Source organism: Nocardiopsis sp. LDBS0036, assembly GCF_041228755.1.
GTDB lineage: Bacteria > Actinomycetota > Actinomycetes > Streptosporangiales > Streptosporangiaceae > Nocardiopsis > Nocardiopsis dassonvillei.
On sequence record NZ_CP141103.1, the window covers coordinates 1,529,535 to 1,555,551 of the forward strand.

The window sequence follows — 26,017 nt, forward strand, 5'->3', positions numbered from 1 at the left end:
CGGAGCGGGGCTCCGGTCAGGAGGTTCCGACGGTCTCGGGTCCCTCCGGCGCGGGCTCCGGGTCCGGATCGGGCGCCGGGTCGCCGGTGGTCTGCGAGGTCTCGGTGGGCACCGCGGGCGCGGACGGCTGCGGCGTGCTCGGGGTGAGCACGAACAGCATCACGAGCAGGCCCGCGGTGACCGCGGCGATCAGGCCGCACGCCACCCACGGTTTCCAGCCGCCCAGGCCGGGGTCGGCCGGAGCGTCGGGATCCCCCGACCCGAAGGACTCCAGCCGTCCGGCCAGGTCCGGTTCCTCCTCGCTGAGCTGCCGCTCGATCTCCGCGAGGATTCTTCTCTCGTGCTCTCTCAGGGACATGGAACCCTCCTCGGCCACGGGGGGAAGGACAGTCGTCGCCAGACTTACAGTCTCCCCCGGGTGTACCTGAGATATCCAGGTGTGCACAGGTTTTCCGATGTGGGTTTCCATGCCCGATTCTGGGTAGAAAAATCGGTTTCCTCCGGGGGGTGCGACCCGCCGCCCGGGCCCGAACCCCCTCCGCGCCGACGCGGTCCCGAGGATCGGACCCGCCGGGGGTCAACCGGGGTAGCACTCGACCTCGGCGGCCTTGACCCCCGCCCACACCGCGTCCCCCCGGGCCAGTCCCAGTTCGGCCAGGGCCGCCGGGCTGATGTCGGCGGCCAGGGAGGGGTTCCCCGCCAGGTGCACCCGCACCTGGTCGCCGAACCGCTCGATCCCCTCCACCCTCAACCGCCACACGTTGCGCGGACTGCCGTGCGGACGGTGCGGGTACAGGGCCACGGCGCGCGGCGGGAAGGCCACCAGGGCCGGTCCCCGGTGCGCCTCGTGCGCCTCCACCCGGACGGGCCCGCCGGGCCCGTCGCCGTCCAGGGTGACGGTGGTGCCCTCGGCCGCGCCCCGGAAGAGGTTGAGCCCCACCAGCCGCGCGACGTAGGCGGTGCGGGGGCGCCGCGCCACCTCGGCGGGCTCGCCCTGCTGGACGACCCGGCCCTCCTCGATCACCGCCACCCGGTCGGCGAGCACCATGGCGTCGAGCGGGTCGTGGGTGACCAGCACCGTGGCCCCGTCGAACTCCTCCAGCAGGTGGCGCAGCCGGGCGCGCACGTCGATGCGGGTGCTGGCGTCCAGGGCGGCCATGGGCTCGTCGAGCAGCAGCAGGCGCGGGCGCACGGCCAGGGCGCGGGCCAGCGCCACGCGCTGGGCCTGGCCGCCGGAGAGGCGGCGCGGCCGCACGCGCGCGTACGCGGACAGGTCCATGTGGGCGAGCAGTTCGGCGGCGCGCTCGCGGGCCGCCGCCCGCGACAGGCCCTGGCGGCGGGGGCCGAAGGCCACGTTGTCCAGGGCGCTCATGTGCGGGAAGAGCAGGTAGTCCTGGAAGACCATGCCGATGGGGCGGTGCTCCACGGGTGTCCTGGTCTGGTCGCGCCCGTCCACGAGGACGCGTCCGCCGGTGAGGGGCACCAGTCCGGCCAGGGCGCGCAGCGCCGAGGACTTGCCCGCGCCGTTGGGTCCCAGCAGGGCGAGGATCTCCCCCGGGCGCACCGTCAGGGAGGCCTCCAGGGTGAAGGCGCCCCGGCTCAGGCGCAGGTCCGCCTCCAGCGCGGGTACGGGCGTGGACGCGGCCGAGGACGCGGACGTGGACGTGCGTTCGGGCCCGGAGGCGTGTGCGGCCGGGGTCGGGGCCGTGCGTTCGGGCGCTGGTGCGGAGCCGGATCCGGGGTCGGGCGCGGTCTCGTCAGGGCGGTGGTTCGGGGCCATCAGGCGTTCGTCCACCTCTCGCGCAGGGTGGCCAGGACGGCCAGGCAGACCGCCAGCAGGATCAGGCTGAGCACGATGGCGGCCTCGGGGTCGCGCTGCATGGCCACGTACACGGCCAGCGGCATGGTCTGCGTGGTGCCCGGGAAGTTCCCGGCGAAGGTGATGGTGGCGCCGAACTCGCCCAGGGCCCGCGACCAGCACAGGACCGCTCCCGCGGCGATGCCCGGCAGCACCATGGGCAGGGTGACGCGGGCGAAGACGGCCGCCCGGCTGGCGCCCAGGGTGGCGGCGGCCTCCTCGTAGCGGCGGTCCGCGCCGCGCAGCGCGCCCTCCACGCTGATCACCAGGAACGGCATGGCGACGAACACCTGGGCCAGGACCACGGCGGCGGGGGTGAAGGGCAGGGTGATCCCGAACCAGGCGTCCAGGTGGCGGCCCACGATCCCGTTGCGCCCCAGGACCAGCAGCAGCGCCACGCCGCCGACCACGGGCGGCATCACCAGCGGGACGGTGACCAGGGCGCGCACCAGGCGGCGCCCGGGGAAGTCGGTGCGGGCCAGCAGCCAGGCCAGCGGCACCCCGAGGAGCAGGGACACGGCCGTGGCGGCGGTGGCGGTGGACAGGGACAGCCACAGGGCCGCCAGCACCTCGGGCTCGGTCAGGCGACCGCCCATGGTGGACCAGGGCGCGCTGACCAGCAGGCCCGCCATGGGCAGCACGAGGAAGGCCACGCCCAGGAGGGCGGGCAGCACCAGGATCCAGGGCGGTCGGCCGAAGCGCCGTCCCCGCGGCGGACGGCGGCGCGGCGCCGCGGCGGCGGGCTCGGCGGGGGCAGCGGGGGCGCGGTCGGGCGTCATGGCACCTCGAACCCGGCGGCCCGCAGGACCTCCCCGCCCTCGGGCGAGCGCACCAGGTCCACCCAGGCGGCGGCGAGCACGGCGTCGGAGGTGGTGGAGACGACCCCGATGGGATAGTCGTTGACCACCTCGTTGGACTCGTCGAACGCGATGCCCTCGACCCGGTCGCCCGCGGAGACGACGTCGGTGGCGTAGACGAGTCCGGCGTCGACCTCACCGAGTTCGACCTTGGTCAGGACCGCGCGCACGTCCTCCTCGTAGGTGTCGGGGGTGATCTCCAGCCCGGCCTCGTCCAGGACCGCGGCGGTGGCCGCTCCGCAGGGGGCCTCCTCGGCGCAGAAGGCGACGGCGGTGCCCTCCTCCGCGAGGTCGGCCAGTCCCCCGACACCGGCCGGGTTGTCCGGGGGCACGGCGATGCGCAGGGTGTTGGCGGCGAAGACGACGCCCTGTGCGCCGTGCTCCGCGGCCCAGTCGGGGTGCAGCCCCTCGCCCCCGACGACCCGGTCCATGGTGACGGTGTCGGCGGAGGCGAAGACGTCGGCGGGGGCGCCGGAGTTGATCTGGAGGGCCAGGTCGCCGCTGCCCGCGAAGTTGAGGACCACCTCCGTGCCGGGGTGCTCGGCCTCGAACTGCTCGGCGAGGTCGGTGAAGACGTCGGTGAGGGAGGCCGCGGCGAAGACGTTGAGCCGGTCGGCGGACCCCTCCCCCGGGGAGCAGGCGCACAGGACGAGCGCGGCCGCGGCCAGGACGCGGACCAGCCGGGGAGCGCCGGAGCGGGGGCTGCGGGTGGCGGGCTCACGCATGGCGTTCCCCGGTGGTCTCCACGACCACGTTGGTGGACTTGACCACCGCGGTGGCGACGCTGCCCACCTCCAGACCGAGCTCGTCGGCGGCCTCGCGGCTCATCAGCGAGACCACCCGGTGGGGTCCGGCCTGGATCTCCACGCTGGCCATCACCCGGTCGCGGACGACGTCGGTGACCAGGCCTCGGAAGCGGTTGCGGGCGGAGGACAGGCGCCGGGCCGGGTCCTCGCCGGCACCCGCGCTCATGAACCCGGCCAGGTCCGCGCCCTCGATCAGACGCCTTCCGGAGGCGTCGCGGGTAGCGGACAGGCGGCCGGAGTCGACCCAGCGCCGGACGGTGTCGGCGCTGACGCCGAGGAGGTCGGCGGCCTCGCTGATGTGGAAGGTCGGCATGGGGCCAACCTATATCCGGCACCTGCTGGGGCAAAAGGGGCTTTCCGCTAGCAGATGCTTACTTTTTCTCCCTTGTCTTGGGATTTTGCGACAGACGTGCGGGCGGCACCGGACCGCGCCCGGGAAGAAGCCGGACCGGGCGCCCCGGAGAGGGACCGGGGACCCACGCCCCGGCGAACGGAACGGGCTCCGGCCCGGGGACGCCTCCCCCGGCCGGAGCCCGCGCGCCCGGTGTCCGTTCAGCCGCGCACGTCGGCGACCTCGCTGACCGGTCCCTGGGCGCGGTAGTCGTCCAGCGCGGTGACCACGTACCCGGCGCCGTCCTCCAGCGGCGCGGTGTCGGTCAGCGCGGTCCGCCCGGTGAGGCCCACGAGGTTGTCCGCGGTGACCGCGGCGCAGCGCTCCTCCTCGGACCCGGCGGCCGCGTCGGCGGGCAGCCGGTAGACGGCGTAGAAGCGGGCGCCGTCCACGGCCTCCCACGCCACGTCGACACCCTCGTCGGCGGCCCGGGCCGTGACGCCGCCGACCGCGCCGACCAGCGGCCCCCGGCCCCCGGGCGCGTCGGAGAGCGGCGGCAGGGCGGGGGCGCCGTAGTGCTCGTCGGCCAGCGCGGCGTAGGCGTCGGCGGCCTGCTCGCGCAGGTTCTTGATGGAGAAGTAGACGTCGCCGTCCACCTGGGGCAGCTCGCCGGAGTAGTCCAGCTGGGTGCTGAGCGCGTCCTCGCCGGTCCAGCCGTCCTCGCCCACCCGGTAGGCGGCCTGGCCGATGTACAGGTCCACGCCGGTGCCCTCGACCTCCCGGGCCCACCAGTCGGCCAGGACCTCGTAGTCGGCGGTCTCGAAGCCCCGCTCCCAGTACAGCTGCGGCGCGACGTAGTCGACCGTGCCCTCCTGGATCCAGGTGCGGGTGTCGGCGTGCTGGGCGTCGTAGGACTGCAGGCCCGAGCTGGACGAGCCGCTGGGGTCGGTGGAGTCGTTGCGCCAGATGCCGAACGGGGAGATCCCGAAGCTCACCCAGGGCTTGGTGGCCTCGATGCCCTCGTGGACCCCGGCGATGAGCTGGTTGACGTTGTCGCGCCGCCAGTCCTCGCGGGCCTCGAAGCCGTCGCCGTGCTCCTCCCAGGAGGCGTCGTCGTCGAACTCCTCGCCCTCCTTGGGGTAGGGGTAGAAGAAGTCGTCGAAGTGCACGCCGTCGACGTCGTAGCGCTCCACCACGTCGAGGATCACGCGGGTCACCCACTCGCGGACCTCGGGGTTGCCGGGGTCGAAGTAGGCCTCGACGCCGTAGTCGACGAGCCACTCGGGGTTCTCCCTCGCCGGGTGGTCCTCGGCCAGGTTCTCGACGTCGGGGTCCTGGAAGCCCACGCGGTAGGGGTTGAACCAGGCGTGCAGCTCCAGGCCGCGCTCGTGCGCCCCGGCCACCGCGTACTCCAGCGGGTCGTAGCCGGGGTCGCCGCCCTGCTCGCCGGTGAGGTAGCGCGCCCACGGCTCCAGGTCCGACTCGTAGACGGCGTCGGCGGTGGGCCGCACGTGCAGGAAGACCGCGTTGAGCCCCATGGCGGAGGCGTCGTCGAGGTAGGCGTCGAGTTCGGCCTTCTGCTCCTCGGCGGACAGGCCCGGCTCGGAGGGCCAGTCGATGTTGCGGACCGTGGTCAGCCAGGCCCCGCGCATCTGCCGCTGCGCCCCGCCGTCCCCGCACCGCAGGGTGGCGGCCGCCCCGGACGCGCCGTCGGCCGGTGGCTCCTCGTCGGCGCCCCGGCCGGTGCACCCCGCCAGCAGGACGGTGGCCGCGGCGGCCGTCGCGGCCCACCGCAGCGCGGCGCGCGTCGGGGTCACGGCACGGGCCACTGAATCCATGGAACAGGTCTCCTCTGAGGGGATGGGTCGCGCACCGCCGTCACCGTGACGTCGCACCGCGAACCAGAGTAGGCCAGACAGTCAATTTTCGGACACGATTGCGCCAATCTGTGGACAACCTCGCACCCCCGGTGCCGGAGGGCCGTTCCGGCAGGTCGACGGAGCGCCCGCGGGGGCGGCGGCGGAGCACCGTCCCCGCCGGGCGGCGGCGAGGGCCGGTTCACGACGGCGGCTCCACCCCGGGAGGGAGCACGTGCGCACCCCGGCCACCACGGCCGATACCGGACACACCGCCCCAGACGAGGTTCTAGACTCGGGGACCGTGAACGCCCTCCTGAGCCCGCCACGCCTGTCCGTCCGCACCGTCGCCCTGCGCGACGACACCGCCAGCCTGGTGCACCGCCTGCCCGCGGACTCCCCCCTGGCCTGGCTGACCGGCGACGAGGGCGTCGTGGGCTGGGGACAGGCCGCGCGGCTGGACCTGGACGGTGAGCCCGAATCGGCCGAGCCCACCGACACCACCCGCTTCACCGAGGCGGCCCGCTGGGTCGACGCCCTCACCGAGCGCGCCGAGGTCCACGACGAGGTGGGGGTGCCCGGCACCGGCCCGGTCGCGTTCGGCACCTTCGCCTTCTCCCCCTCCTCCGCGGGATCGGCCCTGGTGGTGCCGCGCGTGCTGGTCGGGCGGCGCGGCGGCCGCTCCTGGCTGACCACCGTCACCGAAGCGTCCGGGGCGCACCCGGCCGAGCCGCTCGGCCCGACGCCGGAGCCGCGGCCCGTCGGTCCGCTCTCCTGGAGCGCGGGGTCGCTGACCGGCGAGCAGTGGATGGGCGCCGTGGCCGGTACCGTCGAGCGCATCCGCACGGGAGAGCTCGACAAGGCCGTGCTGGCGCGCGACGCCCTGGCCGAGGCCGACGCCCCCATCGACGTGCGCACCCTGCTGGAGCGGCTGCGGCTGCGGTTCCCCGGCTGTTTCACCTTCTCGGTGGACGGCATGGTCGGAGCCACCCCCGAGCTGCTGCTGCGCCGCGAGGGCGACCAGCTCTCCTCGCTGGTGCTGGCCGGGACCCGCCCCCGGGGCGAGGACCCCGACGCGGACCGGCTCCTGGCCGAGGAGCTGCTGACCTCGGCCAAGGACGTGGACGAGCACCGCATGGCCGTGGAGTCCCTGCGCACCGCGCTGGAACCGCTCACCGAGGAACTGGACGTGCCCGCCCGGCCCCGCCTGCTCGCGCTCGCCAACGTGCAGCACCTGGCCACGCCGGTGCGCGCCCGCCTGTCCCCCGGGGTCTCGGCGCTGGAGGCGGTCGCGGCCCTGCACCCCACCGCCGCCGTGGGCGGCACCCCCACCGCGGCGGCCATGCGGCTGATCGCGAAGGCCGAGGGCATGGACCGGGGCGGCTACGCCGGTCCGGTCGGGTGGCTGGACGGCGCGGGCAACTCCGAGTGGGGCATCGCCCTGCGCTGCGCCCGCGTGGAGGGCGCGCGCGCCCGGCTCTTCGCCGGAGGGGGCATCGTCGCCCAGTCCGAACCGGAGTCGGAGCTGGCCGAGACCGAGTCCAAGTTCCGGGTGATGCGCGAGGCCCTCACCGACCCCGTCTGAACCGGGGCGGGAGCGCGCTCCGGGCCGGGCTCCGTGGTACGCGCGCGGGCGGCGCTGAGCGGGGGTGACGCCGCGCACAGAGGCCGCTGCCCGGACGGGATTTCACGGCCGCGAAACACGGCGCCGCTAGCGTGGCGCCCATGCGTGTCCACGAGGTTTCCTGGGACGATCCCGACGCCGCCGCCCTGCGGGCCGGCCAGCGGGCGGAGATCGCCGAACGGTACGGCACCGCCGACTCCGAGCCGGGGGTGGCCCCCTCCGCCGGGGACATCGCGGTGTTCGTGGTGGCCCGCGACGCCTCGGGCGCGGCCGTGGGCTGCGGCGGCCTGCGCGACCTCGGCGACGCGGCGGGCGAGGTCAAGCGGATGTACGTCCGGCCCGACCGGCGCGGCTCGGGCGCGGCGGCACTGGTCCTGGCGGCCCTGGAGGAGTGGGCCCGTGAGCGGGGCTGGAAGTGCCTGCGCCTGGAGACGGGCGACCGGCAGCCCGACGCGGTGCGGTTCTACACCCGTTCGGGGTACACGCCCATCCCCGGTTTCGGCGCCTACGCCGACGAGCCCTCCTCGCTCTGCTTCGAGAAGACTCTCTGAGGCCCGCGCGCCCCGGGCGGGGGCCCGGACACGAGGAACCGGCCCCGGCAGCCCCCACGATGGAAGCCGGGGCCGGTGGTCGTCGTCCCTACCGGCGGGAGGGCGGCCGGGCTACCTGCCGACCTCGCGGCCCGCGGTGTGCCAGATGCACACCACGGACGGGCGCGGGAACTCGCCGTCGGGCCAGGTGCTGGTGGGAGCCTCGAAGCTGCCGCCGTCACCGGGGTGCTGGGGGGCCAGGAACACCGTCTTGCTGTCCTTGGTGACGAAGGGGCCGCAGGCCTCCGCGCCGACCGGGACGGTGGCGAAGGTCTTCAGCTCACCTCGGAAGCGGCCCTCGACCGGCATGACGTGCAGGCCGTCGTTGATCCCCAGGGCGCCCGGCTGGCCGTCCGTGGAGATCCACAGGTTGCCGTCCTTGTCGAAGGTCAGGTTGTCCGGCGCGGAGATCGGCATGACCTTGGACTTGTCGAAGCCCGCGTAGTAGGTGTCGTCGTCCTCGGGGTCGCCGCACACCAGCGGCACGTTCCAGGCGAAGGTGGTGGCGGCCGCGTCGTTGCCGGACTCCACGATCTCCAGGACGTGGCCGTGCCGGTTGGGGCCGCGCGGGTTGGGCTCGTCGGCCTGGCCGGGCTCGCGGGCGGAGTTGTTGGTCAGCGCGCAGTAGACCTTGCCGGTGACCGGGCTGGGCTCGAAGTCCTCGGGGCGGTCCATCTTGGTGGGGCCCACGGCGTCGGCGGCCAGACGGGTGTGGATGAGCACCTCGGCGACGCTGAAGCCGGGGACGAAGCTCTCGGTGTCGGTGCACAGCGCGACCCACTCGCCGGAACCGTCGAACTCGCCGTCGGCGGGCAGCGCGCCGGAGCCGTCGAACTCCTCGGCGGGGCTGTTGCCGGACAGGCGCGCCACGTACAGCGTGCCGGTGTCCAGCAGGGAGAGGTTGTGGCGCCGGGAGCCCTCGACGTACTTCTTGGCGCTGACGAACTTGTACATGTAGTCGAAGCGCTCGTCGTCGCCCATGTAGGCCACGACCCGGCCGTCGTCGGCCAGGCGGGTGGTGGCGCCCTCGTGCTTGAAGCGGCCGAGCATGGTGCGCTTGAGCGGCTCGGACCCGGGGTCGAGCGGGTCGACCTCGACGATGTAGCCGAAGCGGTTGATCTCGTTGGGGTGCTTGGAGAGGTCGAAGCGCTCCTCGAAACGCTCCCAGCGGCGTCCCGTGGCACCGGTGCCGACGCCGTAGCGCCTGGTCTCGGCGGACCCGGAGCCGTTGGCGAAGTACTGGTTGAAGTTCTCCTCGGCGGTGAGGAAGGTGCCCCACGGGGTCATGCCGCCCGCGCAGTTGTTGAGCATGCCCCTGACCAGGGTGCCGGTGGGGTCCTCCGCCGTCTTGAGCAGGTCGTGCCCGGCGGCGGGGCCGGTGAGGCGCATGGGGGTGTCGGCGGTGATGCGGCGGTTGAAGGAGCGCTCGCCCGTGGAGAGCACCCACTTGCCGGTGCGGCCCTCGCGCTGGAGCTCGACGATGGAACCGCCGTGGGCGGCCATGGCGATGCGGACCTGCTCCTCGGTGGCGGCGTCGCCCCCGGCGTACCCCGGGAACATGAGTTCCTCGTTGGTGTACTCGTGGTTGACCCACAGCAGGGCGTGGTCGTCGTCGAGCTGGTGGAAGCCGACGTAGTCGCAGTTGTAGCCGAACTGCTGGGCCTGCGCCTCGGCGGTCTGGTCGTACACGTCGAACTCGGGAGCGCCGGGCAGGACCGGCTCGCCCCAGCGGATGATGACGTGCTGGTCGTAGCCCCGGGGGATGGTGATCTTGTCGTCGTTGTTGGGCTGGACGCTGGTGAAGGTGGGCCGCGGCGAGGGGTGGGGGCGGTCGGGGCCGCGACGGTCGGCCGAGGCCGGGCTGAGCGCGGCGAGTCCGAGCGCGCCCGCTCCGGCGCTCACGGCACCGGCCTGGATGACGGAGCGGCGGGAGAGCGCCTTGGCGAAGATGTCCCCGAAGTAGGGGTTGTCGCTGGTGTTGGGAGCCGGGTGGAAACAGGCGTCGCCGCAGCGCAGTCTGCATGTCGCACGGGAACGACCGCCACCGACCTGGCCGATCAACGGCAGCTGGCGGCGGCGGGGCGCGGATTCGGGCACACCTTCTCCTTGGGGATCGTGCTGCTCCCACGCGCTCCGTCGGTGCGGGGTCTGACCGGGGCGCGCGGATTGTCTCCTGGTCCGGCGGGGTGCTCCCCCGGACGCTCTCGACCTTGGCCGAAATTCCAAACGCGCAGGTGAAACCAAGATGAACGCGCCTACAACTCCGGCGCATGCCCTGGTAGGTCACGCTGGGAATCCGGAGGGCCACGCATCGTCGGGTTCCGGTCGTGATCATGGCGCACCGTACCCGCCGAATCCACATGACACGCCCGTAACCGTCCCCGGAGTTATCGGCCCTCCCGTGATTCGGCGCCGGGCGCAGCGGTGCGGCGCGGGGCCGGGGAGGAGCGGAGACGGGAAAACGGTTGCCGATCGAAGGGGTTTAGGGCATGCCGACATCGGGACGGGCGAGGGGTCGAAAAGGGGGACGGGTACGACGCCCGGCGCCCCGGTGGACGGCCCCGGCCCGCATGGTGGTCCCCGCCCGCTTCGGTCAGGGGCGTGCGCTCAGAGCGCCCCGTCCACCGCGGCGTCCACCGCGGCCTGGATCCGGCGGCGCAGCGCGGCGCTGCCCGCGCGGTGCGTGCACACCTCGATCAGGCGCGGCCCCTCGCCCAGCAGCGCCTTGGGCAGGTCGGTCGCCCACTCCAGGCGGGTGTAGGGCACGTCGGCCACCGCCGCCACCCGTTCCATCGACGCCCCGTGCGGGGTGCCGAACACCCGCTCGAAGTCGGGGTGCCCGGCCTGCTCCAGACCGGAGAAGATCCCGCCGCCGTCGTTGTTGACCACGACGATCGCCAGGTCCGGGCGAGGCTCCCCCGGGCCGATCAGCAGCCCGTTCTGGTCGTGCAGCATCGCGAGGTCGCCCAGCAGCGCGTAGGCGTGCCCCCCGCCCCCGGCCTGGTGGGCCAGCGCCGCGCCGATGGCCGTGGAGACCGACCCGTCGATCCCGCTGACGCCCCGGTTGCCCACCAGGCGCACGCCGCAGCGCGCCCGCATGGTGGCGTCCAGGTCGCGGATGGGCATGCTCGAACCGGCGAACAGCAGCGAACCGGTGGACATGTGCGCGACCAGGTCGCGGGCCAGCCGCGGCTCGCTGAGCACCTCCTCCTCGTCCAGCACCGCGTCCAGGGCGGCGCGGGCCACCGCCTCCGCCTCCGACCAGGTCCGCGACCACTCGGTGCTCCGCGGGGAGCCGGGGTCCAGACCGGCGGGCGGCGCGACCGCGGCCACCACGTCGGTGGCGGTGCGCACCGGGTCGGAGAAGGCGTCGAGCGCGCCCGCGCCGACCACCACGTGCCGTTCGGCCCGGCGCAGGTAGGCCAGGATCTGCCGGGACAGGTTGGGGCGGCCCACGCTCACCACCAGCTCCGGCGCCGGCCGCGCGACCACGCGCGGCGAGGCCAGCAAGTGCCGGTAGGTGGACAGCGCGCCCGCCCGGCGGGCGTTGGAGGTCGGTTCGGCCAGCAGGGGCCACCCGGTCGCCTCGGCCAGCGCCAGGAACGGCACCGGGTCGTAGTCCCCGTCGCCGCACACGATCACACCGCGCTCGACGTCGGGCAGGGCGAACGGCGCGGGTTCGGTCAGCGGCCCCGGGCGGCCGATCCACGCCCGGCCGCCGTCGCGCCCCTCCAGGGGCTCGGGCCACGCGCCCGTGTCGGCGTCGGGGGTCAGCGGGTCGCGGAAGGCCACGTTGAGGTGGACCGGACCGGGGCGTCCGCCCAGCGCCGAGCCCCACGCGCGGCAGGCCAGCGACCGCCAGTAGGCGACCATGCCGGGCACCGGGTCGGGGGTGCCGACCTCGGCGAACAGGCGGACCGCGCCGCCGTACAGGCCGATCTGGTCCACCGTCTGGTTGGCGCCGGTCCCGCGCAGCTCCGGGGGCCGGTCGGCGGTGAGCACCAGCAGCGGCACCCCGCTCTCGTCCGCCTCCATCACCGCCGGGTGGAAGTTGGCCGCGGCCGTGCCGGAGGTGCACACCACCGCGACCGGGCGGCGCGAGACGCGGGCCAGACCGAGGGCGAGGAAGGAGGCCGAGCGCTCGTCGATGCGCACGTGCACCCGGATTCCGGGGTGGGCGACCAGGGCCAGGGCGAGCGGCGTCGAGCGCGACCCCGGCGCGACGACGGCCTCGGCCAGGCCGCAGCGGGCCAGCTCGTCGACCAGGACACGCGCCAGGGCGGTGGACGGATTCATCAACTCTCTCGATCGTCTCAAGGTGTACCCAGTATCACCATGTGGACCCGGCCCCTACAGTCAACCCCCACCCGGGGCCCGCGGAGGACGAACACGGCTGTTACCCCCCACACACGCCAACCGGACATCCGGCCCCCTGTCACCGTGCGCCCCAGGCGTAACATCAACGCCGGTCACGGCGCGGTCATCCGGCGCCGGGGACCTCGTCGGCGGCCGACCGCGCGGCCTCGGCGCGGGCCCGCCAGGCGGCGGGGTCGACCTCCACCGCGCGCAGGCTCGCCTCGTCCACCGTCACCGGGCGCACGGGCAGGAACCCGTTCTCGGGCAGCAGGGGGTCGGCGGTGACGTCGGCGGTCAGCATCTGCATGGTGGCCAGGCCGCACGCGTGGGGCAGCTCCGGCAGCGCGGCCGCCAGGGCCACCCCCGCCGCCAGGCCCACCGAGGTCTCCACGGCGCTGGAGACCACCACCGGCAGCCCGCACGCCTCGGCCACGCGCAGCGCGGCGCGCACCCCGCCCAGCGGCTGCACCTTGAGGACCACGATGTCGGCGGCGCCGGCGGCGCGCACCCGCAGCGGGTCCTCGGCCCTGCGGACGGACTCGTCGGCGGCCACGGGGACCGACACCCGGCGGCGCACGGCGGCCAGCTCGTCCAGGGTGGCACACGGCTGCTCGACGTACTCCAGGCCGAAGCGGTCCAGTTCGCGCACCATCCGCACGGCGGTGTCGACGTCCCAGGCGCCGTTGGCGTCCACCCGCACCAGCCCCGAGGGGCCCAGGGCGTCGCGGACCGCCTCGACGCGGGCCAGGTCCTCGGCGGGGTCCTGGCCGCGTTCGGCCACCTTGACCTTGGCGGTGGCGCAGCCGCCCGCGGCGACGATCGCGTGGGCCCGCTCGGGGTCCACGGCGGGCACGGTCACGTTGACCGGCACGCGGTCGCGGACGGGCGCGGGCCAGCCGTGGTGGGCGGCCTCCTCACAGGCGGCCCACCAGCGGGCGCACTCGCGCGGGCCGTACTCGGCGAAGGGGGAGAACTCCCCCCATCCGGCGGGCCCGCGCACGAGCATGCCCTCGCGGACGGTGATGCCGCGGAAGCGGTTGCGCAGGCCGACCGCGAAGGCGCGTCCCCCGGCGGGCGTGCCCGCCGGGTCGGGTTCGGCAGCGGTCACGGACGACGCGGGAACTTGTCGAACTCCGGGCTGCGCTTCTCCTTGAAGGCGTCGCGGCCCTCCTGGGCCTCCTCGCTCATGTAGTAGAGCATCGTGGCGTCACCGGCGAACTGCTGCATCCCGGCCGCGCCGTCGCTGACGGCGTTGATGGCGCCCTTGAGCATGCGCAGCGCCAGCGGGGACTTCTCCAGCATCTCCCGGGCCCAGGCCACGGTCTCCTTCTCCAGGTCCTCCAGCGGCACGACCGTGTTGATCATGCCCATGTCCAGGGCCTCCTGCGCGCTGTACTGGCGGCACAGGTACCAGATCTCGCGGGCCTTCTTCAGGCCGACGGTCTCGGCGAGCAGCCAGGAGCCGTAGCCGCCGTCGAAGGAGCCGACCTTGGGGCCGGTCTGGCCGAACTTGGCGTTGTCCGCGGCGATGGTCAGGTCGCAGCAGACCTGGAGCACGTTGCCGCCGCCGATGGACCAGCCGGCGACCATGGCGATGACGGGCTTGGGCAGGCGGCGGATCTGCACCTGGAGGTCGAGCACGTTGAGGCGGCCGATGCCCTGGCGGGCCACGGCGTCGTCGCCCATGTAGCCGTCCTCGCCGCGGATCTTCTGGTCGCCGCCGGAGCAGAACGCCTGGTCGCCGGCGCCGGTGAAGATGATCACGCCGACCGAGGAGTCGTCGCGGGCGAGGTTGAAGGCGTCCTGGAGCTCGAACAGCGTCTGGGGCCGGAAGGCGTTGTGGCGCTCGGGGCGGTTGATCGTGATCTTGGCGATGCCCTCCGCGGTCTCGTAGATGATGTCGGAATACTCGCCCGACCGCTGCCAGTCGATCACGCTGCTCACGGCTACTGCTTCTCCTCAACGGGGACACTGTGGACGGCGCGGACGTGTCACCACGTCCACGCGACAACCCTACGCATTGTGCCAGGCGAGCGGGACGCGCGGGCAGGGCGGTGCTCCTTGCGCCCGTGTCCGCCGCCCGGCGCCGGATCCGACCCCCGGGGCGGGTGCTCCGGACACGGGCGTACCCTTGCCGTCGTGGCACGCGAGAGACAGGTCGAGGCAGGCGGAACGCACCCCCGTGACCTGGAGGGGCGCCCCCTCCAGGCGGTGCGCGGACTGGCGCCGGAGCGCCTGGGCGACCTGTTGGCCCGGGCCCTGGACGGGCACGGCCCCGCCCTGCTGCCGATCCCCGACGGGACCCCCGACGCGCGCGTGGACGAACTCCTGGCCGCCATGCGCCCGGCCTCCCTGCGCACCCCGGACGGGGTCGCCGCGCTGGACGGCGCCCGCCCGGCGGGCGGGGACACCGCCCTGGTCATCACCACCTCGGGCTCCACCGGCGCGCCCAAGGGCGTGGAGCTGTCCGCCGCCGCGCTGCGCTCCTCCGCGCGGGCCTCGGTGGCGCGGATCGGCGCCGCCCCCGGCGACGCGTGGCTGTGCGTGCTGCCCGCCGGGCACATCTCCGGCATCCAGGTGATCATGCGCGCCCTGGCCACGGGCGGCCGGATCGAGCACGCGGCCTTCTCGGTGCGGACGGTGGTCGGGCTCGCGCGCGGATCGCGACCGCACGTGTCCCTGGTGCCCACCCAGCTGCGGCGCCTGCTGGCCGCCGGGACCGACCTGTCGGTGTTCGGGACCATCCTGCTCGGCGGCGCCGCCGCCGACCCCGCCCTGCTGCGGGAGGCCCGCGGGGCCGGGGGCCGGGTGGTCACCACGTACGGCATGAGCGAGACCTGCGGCGGGTGCGTCTACGACGGCGTCGCGCTGGACGGGGTACGGGTGCGGGTGGAGTCCCCCTCGGCCGACGGGGCCGGGCGGATCCTGCTGTCGGGGCCGGTGCTGCTGAGCGGCTACCGCCTGGCGCCCGGGGTCCGCGCCGATCCGGGCGCCCTGGTCACCGACGCCGACGGGACGCGGTGGCTGCGCACCAACGACCTGGGCCGTCTGGACGGGGACGGGCGCCTGAGCGTGCTCGGACGCGTGGACGAGGTGGTCAACACCGGTGGCCACAAGGTGGTGCCGGGGCAGGTCAACGCCCGGCTGCTGGAGCACCCCGCGGTGGCCGACTCGGTGGTGGTGGGCCGACCCGACCCCGAGTGGGGCGAGCGGGTGAGCGCCGTCGTGGTGCCCGCCGACCCCGACGCGCCGCCCTCCCTGGAGCAGTTGCGCTCGTGGGTGCGCGAGCGCCTGCCCGCCTACGCCGCTCCCCGCGAGCTGGAGGTGCGCGCCTCCCTGCCGATGCTGGCCTCGGGCAAGCCCGACCTGGTGGCCCTGCGCGGCCCGCGCGGCTGAGGCGCGGAAGCGCCCACGCAAGGCACCGCCGCTGAGGACCCTGGCGTTTCCGGCCGACGCCCGTCCGTGCGGAGGCGGGCGTCCGGGCGCGGTCCGCGGCACCGGCCGCGAGAGCCGCACCGGCGCGGACCCCCGCGCCCTCTCCGGCGCCGCCACCGGCGCCCCGTGGTCCGGGCGCGTGTACCGGCGCGCCTTCCACCCGTGGGACCCTGGGGCGCGTCGGGTGCCGCGCCCCACCACGTCGGTGCCCGTCGAACAGCAGTGACGGCCCGGGGTCGGGCGGTCCGGCCGCTCCGCGCGGAGCGGCCGGTCACGGACGTGTCGGACAAAAGGCGGGGAACTTCCCCGGACCTTCCGACGTCTACCTGAGTAATCCGGCCCCTCGGCCCCTCTCCCAAGGAGGTCCGCAGTTGGTGACAGCCCTCGGCCCACACGTTCGTGCCCCTGCGCTCTCCCCCCAACCGGCCCCCCTTCCCCGCCCGCAGCGATTCCGGGCACACTCCTTTACCCGCTCCCTACAGCGTTTGGCCACTTCCGTCGCAGTGATCTACGCCACTTCGGCTGATATCCAATCGAGACAGGGAACATTTGACTCCCCAACACGTTGGACATATTGGCGCGTCCAGCCGGCGGGAACCGTCCGCCGCGTGCCACACGTCTTGGAAGGGAGGGAGGTGCCCCGATGACGAGCACTGCCCCAGCCGCTCCGGCACCCACCGCCGGAGCCCCCGCTGACACCGCTCGCAGCGACGACGCGTCCGCCGACGCGGTCCTGACCGACCTGCTCGACCGCGGACGCGCCCAGGGGCACCTGTCCCTCTCCGAACTGCGTGCCGCTTTCACCGCGGCCGCCGTCTCCACCGGCGACGGCCGTTCCATCCTGCGTGAACTCACCGAGAACGGGGTCAGGCTCGCCAACGGGGGCGACGACTCCGCACCGGTGGCCGATCCCGACGCCGAGGACGACGTGCTGGAAGACACTCTCATCGCCACGGTGCCCGACACCGACGAGGCACCCAGGGCCGAAGGCAAGACCGCGCCGCGCAAGGGCCCCTCCCCCCGGAGGAAGACCCGCTCCACACGGCGCGTCAAGAAGGCCGAGCCCGCCCAGACCACCACCGACGCGGAGACCGGCGAGGCCGACCTCGACGACCAGTCCCCCGCCATGGGCGACTCGGTCCACACCTACCTCAAGGCCATCGGCCGACGCCAGCTCCTCACCGCGGAGCAGGAGGTCGACCTGGCCAAGCGGGTCGAGGCCGGGCTCTACGCCGAGTACCGGCTCGGCCTGCACGGCGAGGTGGACGGCTCCGCCCCGCTGGCCGAGGCCGAGGTCGAGGAGCTGGAGTGGGTGGCCGAGGACGGCCGCAAGGCCAAGTCCCACATGCTGGAGGCCAACCTGCGCCTGGTGGTGTCGGTGGCCAAGAAGTACAGCGACCGGGGGATGTCGCTGCTCGACGTGGTCCAGGAGGGCAACCTCGGCCTGATCCGCGCCGTGGAGAAGTTCGACTACACCAAGGGCTTCAAGTTCTCCACCTACGCCATGTGGTGGATCCGCCAGGCCATCCAGCGCGGTTTCGCCGACTCCGCGCGCACCATCCGCCTGCCCGTGCACGTCCTGGAGCTGCTGAGCAAGGTCAGCCGCCTGGAGCGCGACATGCACCAGGCGCTGGGCCGCGAGCCCACGCCGGAGGAGCTGGGCCTGGAGCTGGACAAGACCCCGGCCCAGATCGAGGAGCTGCTGCGGGTCACCCGCCAGCCCATCAGCCTGGACTCCACGATCGGCGAGGACGGCGAGACCCGCATCGGCGACCTGATCGAGGACGTGGACGCCTCGGAGGCCTCCGAGGTGGTGGACCGCCAGCTCATGGCCGACCAGCTGCGCAACGCGCTGTCGGACCTGGAGCCGCGCGAGGCCACCATCATGTCCCTGCGCTTCGGCCTCATGGACGGCCGTCCGCGCACCCTGGACGAGATCGGCAAGCACCTGGGGCTGACCCGCGAGCGCATCCGCCAGCTGGAGAAGCAGTCGCTGTCCAAGCTGCGCCACCCCAGCCGCGCCCAGCAGCTGCTGGACTTCGCCAGCTAGTCTGCGGGGCCGGACCGAAAGGCGACACGGGGCCGCTCCCCAAACGGGGGGCGGCCCCGAGCCGTGTCCGAAACCCTCAGGGCGAACCCTGGTTCGTCCCCGGTATCGCGCTCGTCCCGGCACGCCGCGGACGCCCCGGTGCGACGATGGTGGCCATGACCGATCACCCCCAGCGCCACAGCGACGAGATCGCCGCCGCGCTCCGCGCCAGCCGTGAACTCGGCCCCGAGTACGACGAGGCCGTGGCGGCCTCCCTGGTCGAACGCATCGACGGCACCGTCGAGGCGCGCGTGCGCCACCACATGGCCGCGCAGGCGCGCACGGAACCGGCCAAGGCGGGCCTGCCCTCCAACACCGTGCGCTTCGTGCTCTCCCTGGTGTGCCTGGGCGTGAGCATCCCGGTCTCCGCGATCACCGCGGCCGTGGGCAGCCCGGCCGCGCTGCCGCTGGTCTGGCTCGGGCTGATCCTGTTCTACGTCGTCTCGGTCGTGGGCCTGCGCCGCTGACCGGCCGCCGGACGTGACCTGGAACATATCGATTCCGCCACGGAACGCCTCCGCCGCTTATCTGCCCGTATGCACCTTGTGTCCGAAGCCCTACAGTCGTGCCCACCACGGACCAGACCGGTCCCACCAGGGGGAAGGACACGATGGCAGCCATCGAGCAACGCAGGACGACGTGGAAACAGATCGGTCCGGGCATCGTCGTCGCGGCCACCGGCGTGGGCGCGGGCGACATGGTCGCCACACTCATCGCGGGCAACCAGTTCGGCTACGCCCTGCTGTGGGCCACCATCGTCGGCTGCCTGGTCAAGATCTCCCTGGCCGAGGCCACCGGGCGCTGGCACCTGGCCACGGGGACCACCATCTTCGCCGGCTGGAGCAGCCTGGGTAAGTGGACCACCGTCTACTTCGCGCCCTACATCGTGATCTGGGGCTTCGTCTACGGCGCCAGCGCCATGTCGGCCACGGCCCTGCCCCTGGCCGCGCTGATGCCGGGCGTGCCGCTGGAGGTGTGGGCCGTCCTGGCCGGGGTCTCCGGCCTGGTGATCGTCTGGTTCAACCGCTACGCGGTGTTCGAGAAGATCATGACGGTGCTCGTGGGCGTCATGTTCGTCACCGTGGTCGGCCTGGCCGTCTACGTCGTCCCCGACATCGGACAGACCCTGCGGGGCCTGGTCCCGATGCTCCCCGAGGGCTCGGTGTTCTACACCATGGGCCTGGTCGGCGGCGTCGGCGGCACCATCACCATGGCGGCCTACGGCTACTGGGTCAACTCCAAGGGCTGGCGGGACTCCTCCTGGATGCGGATGATGCGGCTGGACAACCGCGTCGCCTACATCACCACCGGCATCTTCGTCGTGGCGATGCTCATCGTGGGCGCCGAGCTGCTCTACGCGAGCGGCATCACGCTCCAGGAGAGCGACCAGGGCCTGATCCAGCTGGGCGACGTCCTGCGCGAGCGCTTCGGCGGGTTCGTGGCGACGGCCTTCCTCATCGGCTTCTTCGCCGCCGCCTACTCCTCCATCATCGGCGTGTGGAACGGCGTGAGCCTGCTGTTCGCCGACTTCGTCAACCACCTGCGGGGCAGGACCAACACCGACCCGGGGGAGAACCAGAAGAGCTGGGCCTTCCGCGGCTACGTGCTCTGGCTGACCTTCCCGCCGATGCTGCTCCTGCTGATCGGCAAGCCCTTCCAGCTGGTCATCGCCTACGGGGTGCTGGGCGCCTTCTTCATGCCGTTCCTGGCCTTCACCCTGATGTGGCTGCTCAACTCCTCGCGCACCCCGCGCGAGTGGCGCAACGGCTGGGTGAGCAACACGGGCCTGGCCCTGGCCGGATCGCTGTTCGTGGTGCTGTGCGTCTACGAGCTCTACGGGATCGTCACCGGGGCCTGAACCTCCGGGAGGCGCGGCGGCGCGCGGGGCGGTGTCAGCCCCGCAGCGCCGCGCGCAGGATCTCCACCGCCTCGTCGTGGTCCAGCCCCACCCGGGAGATCACCTCGGCGTAGGCCCGGGCGGCGGCCAGTGCCTCGGCGCGCTGGTCGTCGCCGCCCGCCGCGACGAACGTCCCCGAACGGCCGCGTGTCTCGACCACACCGGCCTGTTCCAGCTCGCGGTAGGCGCGGGCCACGGTGTTCACCGCCACCGACAGCTGACCCGCCAGCGCGCGCACCGTGGGCAGCCGGTAGCCCACCGGGAGTTCACCGTTGGCGACCGCGATGGCCACGATCGACCTGATCTGCTCGTAGGGCGGGACCCTCGACGTCGGATCGACACGGATGAAATCCGCCATGTGCCACTGCGCTCCCCATCGTCGCCTGCCGCGGTGTCCGGCCGCGGACCGAACCGGACCGGACACCAAGTTACCGTGCGTGCACCGACCCCAGGTTGCGGGCCGGGTCCGCCGGTGTCAGACCGCTTGGAGCGGAACCCGCTGGATCCCGTGCAGGCGGTGGGTCTCCCGGGCGGTGAGCAGCCGCTCGGCGATCCGGGTGGCCTCGCGCACCTGCGGGCGGGCCAGCCGCTTGCGCCGGTAGATCCGGTCCTCGTACCCCTTGGCCCCCACCAGGACGCGCTCGCGGGCGTAGGCGGCGCGCATCGCCTCGGTCAGCGCCGTGTCCAGATCCACGCCCCGCTGGTTCAGCTCCTCCACGGGCGCGTTCTGGGTGCGGGCCCGCTCCAGCGCCTCCTGTGCCTCGGCCACCGCACGCAGGAGTTCGGGCAGGCGCTCCGCGCGCTCCTGGTCGGAGGCCAGGCTCTCCCGCGCCTGAGCCGTGCTCTGCTTGGCAAGTCCCATGTGTGTGCTCCAGACCACGCGTAACGTCGGACGGGGCCACTCTAGAGGTGACCCATATCATCTGGCGAGCCGGGCCGCGCGTCGTGGTGGCCGCGCCGCCCGCGATCTGCCACCTTTACGGCGCACACCCCCGAAAGGACCACCGTGAGCAGGAACTACGCCGGACTCAGCCGCGAGCGCATCATCCTCGAAGCGCTCCACATCATCGCTGGCCGCGGACTCGGCGGCCTGTCCATGCGCCGCCTGGGCGACGCGCTGGAGGTGGAGGCCATGGCCATCTACCACCACTTCCCCCTGGGCAAGGAGCAGTTGTTCAACGCCATCGCCGCCTACGTCACCTCCCCCGCGGCCACCGGCACCGTCCCCCTCGACGACGGGGAGGCGTCGGAAGACGCGGAGGGGGCGAAGGAGCCCGAGGAGGACACCCGGCCCTGGGACGTGCGCCTCACCGAGTGGGCCGAGGCCTACCGGGAGCGGCTGCTGGAGTTCTCCGGGGCGCTCTCCCTGCTGGTGCACCGCGCCCCGCGCACGCCCAGCAGCGACGCCACCCGCGCCCTGGTCCACGACGCCCTCACCGAGGCGGGCCTGGACGGCGAGGACCTGGAGCGCGCCGCCGACGCCCTGCACTCCTACTGCGTGGGCGCGGTCGTGCACCAGGTCCGCCACCAGGACGAGGAGGACGCGCCCGACGCCGCCGAGTCCCGGGCGCGCTTCCACCACGGGCTGCGCGCCCTGCTGCGCGGGCTCACCGCCTGAGCCGCGCCCGGGCGGGGTGGGCGGCGGGGCGCCTTCGAGGGCCTGCGCGGGTCGATCCTGAGCCGTGCCCGGGCGGGCGGGCCCCGGCGTGATCGGCCTCCGCCGACCCGCCCGCCCCGCCCCGGACCGGAGCGGGCGGGGACGGCCGATGCGCCCGGCTCCCGCGCCCCGGCGCCCGAAACGGGGACCTTCGTCGGGGAACCGAGCGCGCTCTCCCGGCGTCGTTACCAGAAGACAGCCCCCGACCCCGCCCCTCCTCCCGACGCGGGGCGGTACAGAAAGGTCATCCATGGTTCTCAAGCGCCTGCTCGCCGGTATCGGATTCGGCGGGGCCTCGGTGGAAACCACCCTGCACTCCCCCGTGGCCACCCCGGGCGGCACCCTGCGGGGCACCGTCGTCATCGAGGGCGGCAACGTCGAGCAGCAGGTCGAGCGGCTCACCGTCGGCCTCCAGGCCCGGGTCGAGGTCGAGAGCGGCGACCACGAGAGCACCCGCGACCTGGAGTTCCACCGCGTCCAGATCGGCGGCGGCGTGACCCTGGCCCCCGGCCAGCGCTTCGAGGTGCCCTTCGAGCTCTTCGTGCCCTGGGAGACCCCCGTCACCGTCCACCGGGGCCGCCACCTGCACCGCATGAACGTCGGTGTGAACACGCGCCTGCACGTGGCGGGCGCGGTCGACCCGGGCGACCTGGACCCGGTGGCCGTGGAGCCGCTCCCCTCGCAGCTGGCCGTGCTGGACTCGCTGGCCTCCCTCGGCTTCTCCTTCAAGCAGGCCGACCTGGAGCAGGGCCGCATCCTGCGCACCCGCCAGCAGCTGCCCTTCTACCAGGAGATCGAGTTCTTCTCGCCCAGCCGCTACCGGGGCCTGAACGAGCTGGAGCTGTCGCTGGTCACCGACGAGCGCGGCATGGACGTGGTGCTGGAGCTGGACAAGAAGCCGGGTCTGCTCTTCTCGGAGAGCCGTGACACCTTCCACCGCTTCAGCGTCGACCACAACGAGGGCGCCGGGCGCGACTGGTCGGGCCACCTGCACCAGTGGATCGACTCGCTGGCGGGCAAGCGCAGCATGTTCTGATCCCTGCGGGTCCCGGGGACGGGCGTCCCCGGGACCCGCGGCGCCGTCGGCGCGCGGTTCACCCGGTCCGCTGGCGGGCGCGCTCCGCGCGCAGTTCGCGGGCCTGGTCGGGGTCCAGCACGGGCGCCGCGTTGAGCAGTTGGCGGGTGTAGTCGCTGGCGGGGTTCTCGTACACCGCGTCGCTGTCACCCATCTCCACCACCTCACCCGCACGCATCACCGCGACCCGGTCACTCACCTGACGCACCACCGCCAGATCATGGGCCACGAAGATATAGGTCAACCCGAAGTCGTCCTGCAACTCCGACAACAACCGCAACACCTGGTCCTGCGTGGACACGTCCAACGCCGACACCGGCTCATCACAGATGATCAGCTTCGGCTTGAGGATCAACGCCCGCGCGATCGCGATCCGCTGACGCTGACCACCCGAGAACGCGTGCGGGAACCGGTTGTAGTGACCCGGCTCCAACCCCACCCGCTCCAACAACTCCTGCACCTGACGGCGCACCTTCTTGCCGTCCCTCTCCCCCTGCACCCGCAACGCGGTCCCGATCGCATCCCCCACCGTCACCCGCGGATTGAGCGAGGAGTAGGGGTTCTGGAAGACCATCTGCACGTCCCGGCGCAACGGACGCAACGCCCGCTCGGGCATGTGGGTGATGTCGCGGCCCTCGAACTCCACCCGGCCCCGCGTGGGCTCCAGCAGACGCATCACCATCCGCGACAGCGTCGACTTACCCGACCCCGACTCCCCCACGATCCCCAGCGTCTCACCACGGTGCAGGTCGAAGGAGACCCCCTTGACCGCCCAGAAGTCCGTGGCCCGACCCCACATACCGCCGCGCACCCTGAACCGCTGCGCCAGATCCTCCACCCGCAGCAGGGGCTCGCCCCGCTCCTCCTTCGGCTCGGGGATGAAGGGCCGGAAGACCTCGTCCGGCCCCTTGCGCCCCGCCTCGCCCGCCGCGGCCGATCCCGACCTGCGGCGCTTCTCCTGGTCCTGCCGCTGGCCGCGCTCGGCCCGGTCGCGCGCCCGCCGATGGGCCCGGGAGACCTCCACGCGCGGCACCGCGTCCAGGAGCCCGCGGGTGTAGGCGTGCCGAGGTGCGGACAGCACCTCGCGCACGTCGCCGCGCTCGACCGCGACGCCGTGGCGCATGACCACGACCTCGTCCACCGAACCCGCCACCACCGCCAGGTCGTGCGAGACCAGGATCAGCGCCATGCCCAGGTCGCGGCGCAGCTCGTCCAGCAGGTCCAGGATCTGCGCCTGCACCGTCACGTCCAGGGCGGTGGTGGGCTCGTCGGCCAGCAGCACCTTGGGCTCGCACATCAGCCCCATCGCGATCAGCACGCGCTGGCGCATACCGCCGGAGAACTCGTGCGGGTAGGAGTTGACCCGCTTGGCGGGCTCGGGGATGCCCACCCGCTCCAGCGACTCCACCGCGCGCTCGCGGGCCAGGGACCGCGACACCCCGGACCGGTGCACGCGCAGCGCCTCCACCAGCTGGTTGCCGACGGTGAACTGGGGGTGCAGCGACTGCATCGGGTCCTGGAAGACCATGGCGATATCGTTGCCGCGCATCCGCCGCAGCCTCTTGTCCGGGGCGCCGACCACGTCGGTGCCCGCCACCTCGACCTCCCCGGTGATCCGCGCCCGGCTGCCCCGGTGCAGGCCCATGAGGGCCAGCGAGGTCACGCTCTTGCCCGAACCCGACTCGCCCACGATGCCCAGCGCTCCCCCGACGGGCACGGCGAAGGACAGACCGTCCACCGCACGGACGTCGCCGTCCATGGTCGGGAACACCACCCGCAGGTCCTCCACCCGCACGACCGGCCCCGACGCCGCGGACTCGCTCACACGACCCCTTCCTTTCCGTTCCCCGGGCGCGGCGGCCCGGATCGTGTTCCGCCCGCGCGTGCGCCCGGCACGGTTATCCGTGGATGCGTACGCGCGGGTCGATCAGCGGGTACAGCAGGTCCACCACCAGGTTGCAGAGCACGATGAAGAACGCGCCGAACAGCGTCACGCCCAAGATCACCGGCAGGTCGCTCTGCATGATGGCGGTGACCGCGTACCGGCCGATCCCGTTCAGGGAGAAGACCTGCTCGGTCAGGACCGCGCCGCCCAGCACGAGCCCCAGGTCCAGGCCGAAGATGGTCACGATGGGCGTGAGCGTGGGGCGCAGCGCGTGCTTGAGCACCACGCGGCGCTCACTCAGTCCCTTGGCGCGGGCGGTGCGGATGTAGTCCTCGCCCAGGGTCTCCAACATGCCCGCGCGCGTCTGGCGGGCGTACATGGCCGCGTGCAGGAAGGCCAGCGTCAGCCACGGCAGCAGCAGTCCCTGCGCCCACCTGGAGGGGTCCTCGCTGAAGGGGACGTAGCCCGGGGTGCCGAACAGCCCCCAGGCGTGCACGAGGAAGGCCAGGGCCAGCAGACCGGTGAAGAAGATCGGCAGCGACACCCCCGCCAGGGCGACGGCCATCGCCAGCCGGTCGAACAGGCTGCCCTTCCACACCGCGGAGACCACGCCGACCAGGATTCCGCCCACCAGCCAGATCACCCCCGCGCCGAGGGCCAGTGAGGCTGTGACCGGCAGCCGCGCCACGATCTCGGGGAAGACCTCCTGGTAGGTCTGGAAGGAGTAGCCCAGGCACGGTGCCGCGCACTCGATCGTGTCGTTGCCGAAGCGGTACTCCGCGCCCAGGAAGAGGCCCCGGACGAACTCCCCGAACTGCACGACGACGGGCCGGTCCAGGCCCAGGCGGTCGATGGTGGCCTGAATGGCCTCGGGGGTGGGGGCGCGGCCCACGTACATCGTCGCCAGCTGTTCGACGGTGCGCCCCGCCCACCGGGGCACCACGTAGAAGATGGCGAAGGTGACCATGGTGACCACGGCCAGGAGCAGGAGTCCGGCGCCCAGGCGGCGCAGGATGTAGGTCAGCAACGCGCGTGCTCTCTGTCGTCGGGGCCGGGACGGGGGCGGGACGGGTCCGCGAACGGTACCCGCCCGCAAGCAGACAGTAACTCAGTGTGGTCATCTGGTCGCGTTCAATCGCCCGGAGCACGCCTTCCGTGGCGCTGGGGATCACGGATCGACCGAGTCGGTCACCTTCCGCCCTTGACTGATGCACTGCCCCGGACGGGTCGTGGGCGCTCGGAGAATACGTTCCGACTGGTGGCTCCTACACCACGAAGCGGTCCGGGCCCCGGGACCTGTGGTCGGAGATCAGCGCCGCGTGGGAGGAGTGGACGCGGTATGGGAAGCCGGGCCGTGACCGGCTCGGCGTGACCGTGGACCAGGAGGGAACTCGGCTGTGGGCGGACGCCCCGGCAGGGGTCCTTCGGCCTATGGGCACAGCCGACGCTGCGGGATAGCCTCGCCCCGTGTCAGCACGAAACCGACCCCGCCCAATGCGTCTGGGCGGGGTCGGTTTCGTGCGCGGTTACAAGAGGCCGCGCACCGCCTTGAGCAGGGCACCCCACTCTTGGGCCTGGAACTCAAGGTGTCCTGCGTGCCGGTTCTGCGTGTCCCGAACCAGCGTCTCGGCACCCTCTCGGACCTCGACACAGTTTTCCGCAGCATTGCTGTATGAGGACTTGTGCCAGTCAGACCTCACA

23 protein-coding genes are annotated in these 26,017 nt (G+C 73.3%); 8 read left to right on the top strand and 15 right to left on the bottom strand.

Annotated features, from left to right (window positions below):
- Positions 1–16 precede the first annotated feature (16 nt).
- The 6 genes from UIS43_RS06395 to UIS43_RS06420 all read right to left on the bottom strand — a co-directional run bounded on the left by UIS43_RS06395 (position 17) and on the right by UIS43_RS06420 (position 5,690).
- Positions 17–358, bottom strand: coding sequence for a DUF3040 domain-containing protein (locus tag UIS43_RS06395; RefSeq protein WP_071623213.1), 342 nt, complete (start codon positions 356–358; stop codon positions 17–19).
- Positions 359–577: 219 nt separating this feature from the next.
- On the bottom strand, positions 578–1,780 hold the full coding sequence (locus UIS43_RS06400) for an ABC transporter ATP-binding protein (RefSeq protein WP_083555276.1): 1,203 nt from the start codon (positions 1,778–1,780) through the stop codon (positions 578–580).
- A complete protein-coding gene (locus UIS43_RS06405) occupies positions 1,780–2,637 on the bottom strand; it encodes an ABC transporter permease (RefSeq protein ID WP_071622260.1) in 858 nt (285 codons plus the stop codon). Before UIS43_RS06405 ends, UIS43_RS06400 begins: the two co-directional genes overlap by 1 nt.
- Entirely contained in the window at positions 2,634–3,440 is an 807-nt protein-coding gene (gene modA / locus UIS43_RS06410; protein WP_370012747.1) for a molybdate ABC transporter substrate-binding protein, read from the bottom strand. Before modA ends, UIS43_RS06405 begins: the two co-directional genes overlap by 4 nt.
- Positions 3,433–3,834, bottom strand: coding sequence for a molybdopterin-binding protein (locus tag UIS43_RS06415; RefSeq protein WP_013153586.1), 402 nt, complete (start codon positions 3,832–3,834; stop codon positions 3,433–3,435). The genes modA and UIS43_RS06415 overlap by 8 nt, the downstream gene beginning before the upstream one ends.
- A 239-nt stretch (positions 3,835–4,073) precedes the next feature.
- Entirely contained in the window at positions 4,074–5,690 is a 1,617-nt protein-coding gene (locus UIS43_RS06420) for a glycoside hydrolase family 10 protein (RefSeq protein WP_370012748.1), read from the bottom strand.
- 322 nt (positions 5,691–6,012) lie between these two features.
- Between UIS43_RS06420 and UIS43_RS06425 the strand changes: the two genes are divergently transcribed.
- Complete coding sequence (locus UIS43_RS06425) at positions 6,013–7,293, top strand: isochorismate synthase MenF (protein WP_041552744.1); 1,281 nt, start codon at positions 6,013–6,015, stop codon at positions 7,291–7,293.
- A gap of 140 nt (positions 7,294–7,433) precedes the next feature.
- Positions 7,434–7,883 (top strand): GNAT family N-acetyltransferase, encoded by a 450-nt coding sequence (locus tag UIS43_RS06430; protein ID WP_013153589.1) that lies wholly within the window; start codon positions 7,434–7,436, stop codon positions 7,881–7,883.
- Positions 7,884–7,994: 111 nt separating this feature from the next.
- Here the strand turns inward: UIS43_RS06430 and UIS43_RS06435 are convergent, their stop codons facing one another.
- The 4 genes from UIS43_RS06435 to menB all read right to left on the bottom strand — a co-directional run bounded on the left by UIS43_RS06435 (position 7,995) and on the right by menB (position 14,222).
- Positions 7,995–10,019, bottom strand: a complete 2,025-nt coding sequence (locus UIS43_RS06435; RefSeq protein WP_358454647.1) for a PhoX family phosphatase — start codon at positions 10,017–10,019, stop codon at positions 7,995–7,997.
- Positions 10,020–10,529: 510 nt separating this feature from the next.
- Positions 10,530–12,218, bottom strand: a complete 1,689-nt coding sequence (menD, locus tag UIS43_RS06440; protein ID WP_013153591.1) for a 2-succinyl-5-enolpyruvyl-6-hydroxy-3-cyclohexene-1-carboxylic-acid synthase — start codon at positions 12,216–12,218, stop codon at positions 10,530–10,532.
- Positions 12,219–12,402: 184 nt separating this feature from the next.
- Complete coding sequence (locus tag UIS43_RS06445) at positions 12,403–13,386, bottom strand: o-succinylbenzoate synthase (RefSeq protein WP_013153592.1); 984 nt, start codon at positions 13,384–13,386, stop codon at positions 12,403–12,405.
- The gene (menB, locus tag UIS43_RS06450; RefSeq protein WP_013153593.1) at positions 13,383–14,222 is read right to left on the bottom strand and encodes a 1,4-dihydroxy-2-naphthoyl-CoA synthase; all 840 of its coding nucleotides are present in this window, start codon (positions 14,220–14,222) and stop codon (positions 13,383–13,385) included. Before menB ends, UIS43_RS06445 begins: the two co-directional genes overlap by 4 nt.
- A 195-nt stretch (positions 14,223–14,417) precedes the next feature.
- On the opposite strand from menB, the gene UIS43_RS06455 reads away from it, so the two are divergent.
- The 4 genes from UIS43_RS06455 (at position 14,418) to UIS43_RS06470 (ending at position 19,660) form a co-directional block, all read left to right on the top strand.
- Positions 14,418–15,674, top strand: coding sequence for an AMP-binding protein (locus UIS43_RS06455; RefSeq protein WP_232238470.1), 1,257 nt, complete (start codon positions 14,418–14,420; stop codon positions 15,672–15,674).
- A 682-nt stretch (positions 15,675–16,356) separates the two neighbouring features.
- Positions 16,357–17,763 (top strand): sigma-70 family RNA polymerase sigma factor, encoded by a 1,407-nt coding sequence (locus UIS43_RS06460; protein ID WP_013153595.1) that lies wholly within the window; start codon positions 16,357–16,359, stop codon positions 17,761–17,763.
- Between the two features lie 146 nt (positions 17,764–17,909).
- On the top strand, positions 17,910–18,269 hold the full coding sequence (locus UIS43_RS06465; protein ID WP_013153596.1) for a hypothetical protein: 360 nt from the start codon (positions 17,910–17,912) through the stop codon (positions 18,267–18,269).
- Between the two features lie 143 nt (positions 18,270–18,412).
- Positions 18,413–19,660, top strand: a complete 1,248-nt coding sequence (locus UIS43_RS06470) for an Nramp family divalent metal transporter (protein ID WP_358454641.1) — start codon at positions 18,413–18,415, stop codon at positions 19,658–19,660.
- Between the two features lie 34 nt (positions 19,661–19,694).
- Here UIS43_RS06470 and UIS43_RS06475 read toward each other — a convergent pair whose 3' ends face one another.
- Both UIS43_RS06475 and UIS43_RS06480 read right to left on the bottom strand, forming a co-directional pair.
- A complete protein-coding gene (locus UIS43_RS06475; protein ID WP_013153598.1) occupies positions 19,695–20,057 on the bottom strand; it encodes a GntR family transcriptional regulator in 363 nt (120 codons plus the stop codon).
- Between the two features lie 117 nt (positions 20,058–20,174).
- Positions 20,175–20,561 carry a hypothetical protein gene (locus UIS43_RS06480; protein ID WP_013153599.1) on the bottom strand — a complete coding sequence of 129 codons (387 nt, stop codon included), beginning with the start codon at positions 20,559–20,561 and terminating at the stop codon, positions 20,175–20,177.
- Positions 20,562–20,705: 144 nt separating this feature from the next.
- On the opposite strand from UIS43_RS06480, the gene UIS43_RS06485 reads away from it, so the two are divergent.
- On the top strand, positions 20,706–21,317 hold the full coding sequence (locus UIS43_RS06485; protein ID WP_370012752.1) for a TetR/AcrR family transcriptional regulator: 612 nt from the start codon (positions 20,706–20,708) through the stop codon (positions 21,315–21,317).
- Between the two features lie 289 nt (positions 21,318–21,606).
- Complete coding sequence (locus UIS43_RS06490) at positions 21,607–22,392, top strand: sporulation protein (RefSeq protein ID WP_370012753.1); 786 nt, start codon at positions 21,607–21,609, stop codon at positions 22,390–22,392.
- Positions 22,393–22,450: 58 nt separating this feature from the next.
- Here the strand turns inward: UIS43_RS06490 and UIS43_RS06495 are convergent, their stop codons facing one another.
- From UIS43_RS06495 to UIS43_RS06505, 3 genes are all read right to left on the bottom strand, one after another.
- Positions 22,451–24,256 carry an ABC transporter ATP-binding protein gene (locus UIS43_RS06495; RefSeq protein ID WP_358454637.1) on the bottom strand — a complete coding sequence of 602 codons (1,806 nt, stop codon included), beginning with the start codon at positions 24,254–24,256 and terminating at the stop codon, positions 22,451–22,453.
- A gap of 73 nt (positions 24,257–24,329) precedes the next feature.
- Complete coding sequence (locus UIS43_RS06500) at positions 24,330–25,343, bottom strand: ABC transporter permease (RefSeq protein WP_013153603.1); 1,014 nt, start codon at positions 25,341–25,343, stop codon at positions 24,330–24,332.
- 499 nt (positions 25,344–25,842) lie between these two features.
- Positions 25,843–26,016: a DUF397 domain-containing protein gene (locus UIS43_RS06505; RefSeq protein WP_013153604.1), complete on the bottom strand. Its 174-nt coding sequence runs from the start codon at positions 26,014–26,016 to the stop codon at positions 25,843–25,845.
- Between the last annotated feature and the right edge of the window lies 1 nt (position 26,017).

What these genes read in the sequence shown, in the direction of transcription:
- UIS43_RS06395 (WP_071623213.1), bottom strand. Translation starts at nt 358, where the DNA reads ATGTCCCTGAGAGAGCACGAGAGAAGAATCCTCGCGGAGATCGAGCGG.
- UIS43_RS06400 (WP_083555276.1), bottom strand. Translation starts at nt 1,780, where the DNA reads ATGGCCCCGAACCACCGCCCTGACGAGACCGCGCCCGACCCCGGATCC.
- UIS43_RS06405 (WP_071622260.1), bottom strand. Translation starts at nt 2,637, where the DNA reads ATGACGCCCGACCGCGCCCCCGCTGCCCCCGCCGAGCCCGCCGCCGCG.
- modA (WP_370012747.1), bottom strand. Translation starts at nt 3,440, where the DNA reads ATGCGTGAGCCCGCCACCCGCAGCCCCCGCTCCGGCGCTCCCCGGCTG.
- UIS43_RS06415 (WP_013153586.1), bottom strand. Translation starts at nt 3,834, where the DNA reads ATGCCGACCTTCCACATCAGCGAGGCCGCCGACCTCCTCGGCGTCAGC.
- UIS43_RS06420 (WP_370012748.1), bottom strand. Translation starts at nt 5,690, where the DNA reads ATGGATTCAGTGGCCCGTGCCGTGACCCCGACGCGCGCCGCGCTGCGG.
- UIS43_RS06430 (WP_013153589.1), top strand. Translation starts at nt 7,434, where the DNA reads ATGCGTGTCCACGAGGTTTCCTGGGACGATCCCGACGCCGCCGCCCTG.
- menD (WP_013153591.1), bottom strand. Translation starts at nt 12,218, where the DNA reads ATGAATCCGTCCACCGCCCTGGCGCGTGTCCTGGTCGACGAGCTGGCC.
- UIS43_RS06460 (WP_013153595.1), top strand. Translation starts at nt 16,357, where the DNA reads ATGACGAGCACTGCCCCAGCCGCTCCGGCACCCACCGCCGGAGCCCCC.
- UIS43_RS06465 (WP_013153596.1), top strand. Translation starts at nt 17,910, where the DNA reads ATGGTGGCCATGACCGATCACCCCCAGCGCCACAGCGACGAGATCGCC.
- UIS43_RS06470 (WP_358454641.1), top strand. Translation starts at nt 18,413, where the DNA reads ATGGCAGCCATCGAGCAACGCAGGACGACGTGGAAACAGATCGGTCCG.
- UIS43_RS06475 (WP_013153598.1), bottom strand. Translation starts at nt 20,057, where the DNA reads ATGGCGGATTTCATCCGTGTCGATCCGACGTCGAGGGTCCCGCCCTAC.
- UIS43_RS06480 (WP_013153599.1), bottom strand. Translation starts at nt 20,561, where the DNA reads ATGGGACTTGCCAAGCAGAGCACGGCTCAGGCGCGGGAGAGCCTGGCC.
- UIS43_RS06490 (WP_370012753.1), top strand. Translation starts at nt 21,607, where the DNA reads ATGGTTCTCAAGCGCCTGCTCGCCGGTATCGGATTCGGCGGGGCCTCG.